Consider the following 399-nt stretch of genomic DNA (forward strand, 5'->3'; position numbering starts at 1 on the left):
TGGAAGCCCTCAACAAGGCCATTTCCGCCGGCGCGGTGAACAAGGCCGATGGCAACCCGCTGGCGCAGCCGCTGCGCGAAGCGCTGGTCACCCGCGACCGCAAGCAGGTCTTCCGCGTCGACGACGGCATCCCGGTGCTGCTGGCCGAGGAAGCCATCCCGACCGCCCAGATCGCCGATTTCCCGACCGCATGAGCACGCTGCCGACGCCGGATGCGGCCGTTGTCGCCGCCGATGTCGCGCGTGCACTGGCCGAGGACCTGGGCAGCGGTGATGTCACCTCCGCCCTGCTGCCCGACCAGGCCGACAGCGCCTACCTGCTGTGCAAGCAGGACGGGGTGATCGCCGGCCGCCCCTGGTTCGACGCCACCCACCGCGCGCTCGACCCGGACGTACGCAT

At 70.9% G+C, this 399-nt stretch carries 1 protein-coding gene and 1 pseudogene; both read left to right on the forward strand.

The window, feature by feature from the left end; translation table 11 throughout:
* On the forward strand, positions 1-194 hold a 194-nt coding region (locus GVL52_RS29890), incomplete at its 5' end, for a Trm112 family protein (RefSeq protein ID WP_160012795.1).
* Positions 191-399: pseudogene (locus GVL52_RS29895) on the forward strand (nicotinate-nucleotide diphosphorylase (carboxylating)); the annotation flags it as partial. The gene GVL52_RS29890 and the pseudogene GVL52_RS29895, both read left to right, overlap by 4 nt.

It is taken from the genome of Rhizobium sp. 18055, assembly GCF_902706285.1.
Classification (GTDB): domain Bacteria; phylum Pseudomonadota; class Alphaproteobacteria; order Rhizobiales; family Rhizobiaceae; genus Rhizobium.